Here is a 5,967-nt window from a genome sequence, read left to right as displayed (position 1 = left end):
TGTAATACATACCATGATAGAGATATAAATGCAAGTAAAAATATATTAGCTGAAGGATTAAGAATAAGAGAAGCAATATAAGAAATAAAAAGAACCGTAGGAACTACGGGGATAGCTTGGTAAATATAGTTGGCTAACAAAAGCAACTACTTCCCAAGAAAGAAGCTCTCACTTCAAAAATTACAAAGTAATTTTAAGTGGGAGAGGTTCACTCAACAATTTTGTGGATAAAATTTTAGTTCTATGCTATACTAAAAGTTGAGAAAACTTAAGAAAATAAAGCAAAAAGAGGGAGGGAAAAGCGAGTTGAGATATATAATAATACTACTGATTACTTTATCATCTTTTCTATTTGCAGATACAAAATTTGAAGATTTAAATAAGGAGCATTGGGCATATAAGTCTATAAACTCTTTAGTAGAAAAAGGGATAATAAAAGAGAATAGATATAAATTTAATGGAAATGAACCAGTTACTAGATATGAGTTTGCCGAGGGACTGGCTAGAAGTGTCGACTATATGGATTTAAAAAAAGCAAATAAAGAGGATTTAAATATTTTAGAAGCACTGATGCTAGAGTTTTCTCAGGAGTTAAATAGAATAGGTTTCGATGCAAGCACTTTCAATGGTAGATTGGATAATATGAATGAGACAATTGAACTTTTGAGAGAGAGAGTAAATGAAAATGAAAAGCTGATAGATGAGTTACAAAAGAGAATAGAAGCTCTTGAAGATAAAAAATAAACTAGGAGGGAATATTAATGAAAAAACTGTCATTTGATTATTCTAAGGCACTTGGGTATGTAAGAGAAGAAGAATTATCTTTCATGAAAGAACAAGTATTGGCAGCAGAAAAATTTCTAAATGAAAAAACTGGAGCTGGAAATGATTTCTTAGGATGGATAGAGTTACCTACAAACTATGATAAAGCTGAATTTGAAAGAATTAAAGCTGCAGCTGAAAAAATTAAAAGGGACTCTGATATACTTTTAGTAGTTGGAATAGGGGGGTCATATTTAGGAGCAAGAGCTGCTATTGACTTCTTATCTCATACTTTCTACAACAACTTACCAAAGGATAAAAGAAAAGGAACAGAGATATTCTATGTAGGAAATAACATCTCTGGAGTGTATTTAAAGCACCTATTAGATATATTAGAAGGAAAAGATTATTCAATCAACGTAATATCTAAATCTGGAACTACTACTGAGCCAGCAATAGCTTTCAGAGTTCTAAAAAAACATATAGAAGAAAAATATGGAAAAGCAGAAGCTAAAAACAGAATATATGCAACTACAGATAAAGCAAAGGGAGCATTAAAGAAATTAGCTGATGAAGAAGGATATGAAACTTTTGTAATTCCTGATGATGTAGGAGGAAGATTCTCTGTTTTAACACCAGTTGGATTACTTCCAATAGCTTGTGCAGGAATTGATATAGATGAGCTTATGGCAGGGGCTAGAGAGGCTCAAAATGATTACAATGCACCATTTGAAGAGAATGATTGTTACAAATATGCAGCAATAAGAAATATCTTAAATAGAAAAGGTAAAAACATTGAGATGTTAATAAACTATGAGCCAAGATTACACTATTTTGGTGAATGGTGGAAACAATTATTTGGAGAATCTGAAGGTAAGGATGGAAAAGGATTATTCCCAGCAGCAGCAGATTTTTCAACTGATCTACACTCAATGGGACAATATATCCAAGATGGAAGAAGAGAACTATTTGAAACAGCTGTTTTAATAGAAAAACCAGAAGAGGATATAATAATTGAAGCTGAAGAAGTTGATCTAGATGGATTAAACTATCTTGCTGGAAAAGGAATGGATTTTGTAAATACTAAAGCTGCTCAAGGAACACTACTTGCTCACGTAGATGGAGGAGTACCTAACTTAGTAGTAACTGTACCAGAAGCTACTCCATTCCACTTAGGATATCTATTCTACTTCTTTGAAAAAGCTTGTGGAATGAGTGGATATATCCTTGGTGTAAATCCTTTCAACCAACCAGGAGTAGAGTCATATAAAGCTAATATGTTTGCTTTACTTGGTAAAAAAGGATATGAAAAGGAAGCTGAAATTTTAAATAAAAGATTAGAAAATAAATAAAATTAAAAATATAAAAAAAGAAAGAGGGATGTTATATCTATAACACCCCTTTCTTATGAAAAAGGAGAGATTATGAAATTTATTGAAGAGTTTAAAAAGTTTGCATTACGTGGAAACGTACTAGATATGGCAGTCGGGGTTATAGTAGGGGGAGCTTTCAGTAAGATAGTTTCAAGTATGGTTAACGATATAATTATGCCTATCATCGGAATATTTACTGGAAAAATAAATATTTCAACTCTAAGTTTAAAACTGCCATCAAGTATAGCAGGTGGAGATTCTGTTGTTGTAAAATATGGACAATTTTTACAAAACGTATTAGATTTTGCAATAATTTGTCTATGTGTGTTCTTTATGATAAAAGTTGTAAATAAATTAGTTAAGAAGCAAGAAGATGCAAAACCAGCTCCAAAACCATCTAATGAAGAGCTTTTACTTACTGAAATTAGAGATATATTAAAGAGTCAAAATAGCAAATAGAAATATTTGCTATTTTTATTATATAAATAAATTTTTAATAGAGAGGTGGAAAGATGAAAAATCAAGCTGAAAAGTTGGAAAAAACACCATTGTTTAAGCTATTTTTAATTATGGCAGTGCCTTCAGTATTAGCTCAATTAATAAATGTACTATATAACATAGTGGATAGAATATATATAGGTCATATCAAAGATGTAGGATCTTTAGCTCTCACAGGAGTAGGAGTAACTTTTCCAATAATTATGGTAGTATCAGCTTTTAGTGCCTTTGCTGGACAGGGAGGAGCTCCACTAGCATCTATTGAACTAGGAGCTAAAAATTATAATAGAGCGGAGAAAATATTGGGAAATAGTGCAGCTCTATTAATAGTTTTTTCTATAGTATTAACCGTGTTCTTTCAAATTTTTAAAACACCACTGTTATACGCTTTTGGGGCTAGTGATAATGTGATAGGATATGCTCAAGATTATGTAGGGCTATATCTCTATGGGACTATTTTTGTTATGCTATCTTTGGGATTAAATACCTTTATAAGTGGGCAGGGAAACGCTAAAGTGGCTATGTTCTCAGTTTTAATAGGTGCTGTTACCAATATAATACTAGATCCAATATTTATATTTGTATTGGGAATGGGAGTGAAAGGGGCAGCTTTAGCGACAGTAATATCTCAAGCAATGAGTGCAATTTGGGTGGTATATTTTCTTATCTCGGAAAAGAGTGTTATTAAGTTGAGGTTAAAAAGTTTATACTTTGATAGGGATATTTTAAAGAAAACGGGTATGTTGGGAATATCTCCATTTATTATGCAAAGTACAGAGAGTTTGGTATTATTAACTTTAAACTCAGGATTACAAAAATATGGTGGAGATATCTATGTGGGTTCTATGTCTATCTTAACAAGTGTTCTACAGCTGATTACTGTACCAGTGAGTGGGATTACCCAAGGGATACAACCAGTAATAAGTTATAACTATGGGGCAGGAAATAGAAAAAGGGTTCTTCAAACATTTAAAGGAATGTTGGGAGTATGTTTGACTGTAACTGTAGTAATGGGAGGAATTGGAGTAATTTTTCCAGGAGTATATGTGGGGATTTTTACAGAGCATAGAGAGCTTTTTGATTTAACTTCGAAGTTTATGCCAATATTTATTTTAGGAATGGTAATATTTGGGATTCAACAGGCTATACAGGGAACTTTTTTAGCTTTGGGACAAGCTAAATACTCAATCTTCATAGCTCTTTTAAGAAAGGTAATATTACTTGTTCCATTAGCTATTATACTACCATTTTTTATGGGAGTAAAAGGAATATATTATGCAGAACCAATCGCAGATATCAGTTCTGTAACTATAGCATCAATTACCTTTCTTTTAACTTACAAAAAAATATTGAAGGCTAGAAAGAAATAGAGATATAAAAAGAGAGTACTAATTGTCATACTAGTAAATAATTTGGCTTTTTAGTATTTTCTTTTTTTATTATTGCTTATATACATATAAAGATAAGTTATATTTAAGCTAAGGAGAAAAATATCAGTAAAAAATATAATTGGGCTTTTAAAAAATATACTATTTTAAAAAGGGTTTGAAGTCAAACTTTAATAGAAAAATTCTTAAAATTATGGTACAATATGAGATAGACTAAATAAAAAATTAAGGAGTTGTAAAAGATGGAAGAGGTAAAAATATCAACTGAATTTATAAAGTTAGATCAATTTTTAAAATGGGTAGGAGTTTGTGATACAGGAGTAGATGCAAAGTTCTTTATCCTAGATGGAAATGTAAAGGTAAATGGAGAGGTTGAGTTAAGAAGAGGTAAAAAGCTATATCCAGGAGATAAAGTTGAAGCAGCTGGACAAAGTTTCTTAGTTAAGTAAATTTATATTGAATAGTAGGGTGGATTAAGCTTTGGAAATATTAGAGATAAATTATGTAAATTTTAGAAATTTAATTGATAGTAGTGTCAAATTTTTTCCAAAACTTAATCTATTTTTTGGAAAGAATGGACAGGGAAAAACTAGCTTACTAGAGGCTGTATATTTCAATGCCACTGGAAAGAGTTTTAGAACTTCAAAGGCTTCAGAGATGATGAGATATGGAGCTCAAAGGACAGGAGTCTACATAGTATATAGAGATAATATTGGAGAGAAGACTCTCACAGTTAAATTTAATGAAAATAGAAAAGAGTATTATTATAACAATAAGAAGGTACCGTATGATGAGTTCTATGGAAAGCTAAATGTTGTAACCTATATACCAGAGGATATTGTTTTAATAACAGGTTCTCCATCTATAAGGAGGAGTTTTTTTGATGGGGAGATAGCACAGACTAACAGTGAGTATTTCCAAGATTTAAAAAATTATAATAAGTTATTGAAGATAAGAAATAAATATCTAAAGGAGCAGAGGACAAAGGATAGTGAGTATTTAGTATATGAGGAAGAATTTATAAAGTATGGAGCTAAAGTTATAGAGAAGAGATTGGAGTATGTACAAAAAATTTCAATAATTCTTAATCTCAATTATAGAAAACTTTTTGATAGTAAAAAGGAGCTAAGCTTAACCTATGATTCTCACTTGGGAAATATAAAGAAATTTTCTCTAAAGGAGATTGAGGAGCTATTGAGAGAGAGGATAAGAAAGGTTTTTTCACAGGAAAAAAGATATGGTTTTTCTCTATGTGGTCCACAAAAAGATGATTTTTTATTTATTTTAAATGGACATGAGGCTAAGTCAACAGCTTCACAAGGGGAGAAAAAATCTATAATCTTTTCATTAAAACTATCAGAGATAGATATGGTAATAAGAGATAGAAAGGAAAATCCTGTTCTTATAATAGATGATATCTCTTCATACTTTGATTCAAATAGAAAGGATAGTATACTAAACTATTTAGAGAAGAGAAATATTCAGGTATTATTAAGTTCTACTGGAGAGTTAGGAATAGACTCAAAAAATTTCTATGTGGAGAGTGGTGAGATAGAGTATGGCAGAGAAATTGAGTAATGTTAGTGAGATGATAGATACTGCAGTTGGAAAGAGCAGAAAATTAAAAGAGGGAATTTTAAAGGCTGAATGGGAAAAGATAGTCGGTAAAATTTGTGAGAAGTGTCAGCCAGATTATATAAAAGAAGGAGTTTTATATATCAGAGCTGAAAGTCCTCTGTTTATTCATCATCTAACACTGGAAAAGAGTAAGTATATAGAGAGGATAAATAGCTACTTTGATGAGGAAGTAGTGAGGGATATTGTTGTAAGAACAGGAAATCTAGATGAGAATAGAGATGAGTACCTCAATAGAGAGAGTGAGGATGAAGGGATAGAGAATCCAGAGCCTCATATAAAAAAAGAAGAGGTATTAGAGGAGTTACAAA

At 31.2% G+C, this 5,967-nt stretch carries 7 protein-coding genes; all 7 read left to right on the top strand.

The window, feature by feature from the left end:
- Positions 1-306 precede the first annotated feature (306 nt).
- On the top strand, positions 307-744 hold the full coding sequence (locus IAA47_05120; GenBank protein ID MBU3842348.1) for an S-layer homology domain-containing protein: 438 nt from the start codon (positions 307-309) through the stop codon (positions 742-744).
- 17 nt (positions 745-761) lie between these two features.
- The gene (locus tag IAA47_05115; GenBank protein ID MBU3842347.1) at positions 762-2,114 is read left to right on the top strand and encodes a glucose-6-phosphate isomerase; all 1,353 of its coding nucleotides are present in this window, start codon (positions 762-764) and stop codon (positions 2,112-2,114) included.
- Between the two features lie 72 nt (positions 2,115-2,186).
- Positions 2,187-2,594: a large-conductance mechanosensitive channel protein MscL gene (gene mscL / locus IAA47_05110; GenBank protein ID MBU3842346.1), complete on the top strand. Its 408-nt coding sequence runs from the start codon at positions 2,187-2,189 to the stop codon at positions 2,592-2,594.
- A 53-nt stretch (positions 2,595-2,647) separates the two neighbouring features.
- The gene (locus IAA47_05105; protein MBU3842345.1) at positions 2,648-4,003 is read left to right on the top strand and encodes an MATE family efflux transporter; all 1,356 of its coding nucleotides are present in this window, start codon (positions 2,648-2,650) and stop codon (positions 4,001-4,003) included.
- A 260-nt stretch (positions 4,004-4,263) separates the two neighbouring features.
- A complete protein-coding gene (yaaA, locus tag IAA47_05100; GenBank protein MBU3842344.1) occupies positions 4,264-4,470 on the top strand; it encodes a S4 domain-containing protein YaaA in 207 nt (68 codons plus the stop codon).
- A 31-nt stretch (positions 4,471-4,501) separates the two neighbouring features.
- Positions 4,502-5,599 (top strand): DNA replication and repair protein RecF, encoded by a 1,098-nt coding sequence (recF, locus tag IAA47_05095; GenBank protein MBU3842343.1) that lies wholly within the window; start codon positions 4,502-4,504, stop codon positions 5,597-5,599.
- A partial coding sequence (locus tag IAA47_05090) for a DUF721 domain-containing protein (protein MBU3842342.1) occupies positions 5,580-5,967 on the top strand: 388 nt, incomplete at its 3' end. The genes recF and IAA47_05090, both read left to right, overlap by 20 nt.

Source organism: Candidatus Fusobacterium pullicola (assembly GCA_018883725.1).
GTDB classification, from domain to species: domain Bacteria; phylum Fusobacteriota; class Fusobacteriia; order Fusobacteriales; family Fusobacteriaceae; genus Fusobacterium_A; species Fusobacterium_A pullicola.
This window is presented reverse-complemented; position numbering and strand designations above follow the sequence as displayed.

Coding starts and splice junctions, on each gene's coding strand:
- IAA47_05115 (MBU3842347.1), top strand. CDS start 762: ATGAAAAAACTGTCATTTGATTATTCTAAGGCACTTGGGTATGTAAGA.
- yaaA (MBU3842344.1), top strand. CDS start 4,264: ATGGAAGAGGTAAAAATATCAACTGAATTTATAAAGTTAGATCAATTT.
- mscL (MBU3842346.1), top strand. CDS start 2,187: ATGAAATTTATTGAAGAGTTTAAAAAGTTTGCATTACGTGGAAACGTA.
- IAA47_05105 (MBU3842345.1), top strand. CDS start 2,648: ATGAAAAATCAAGCTGAAAAGTTGGAAAAAACACCATTGTTTAAGCTA.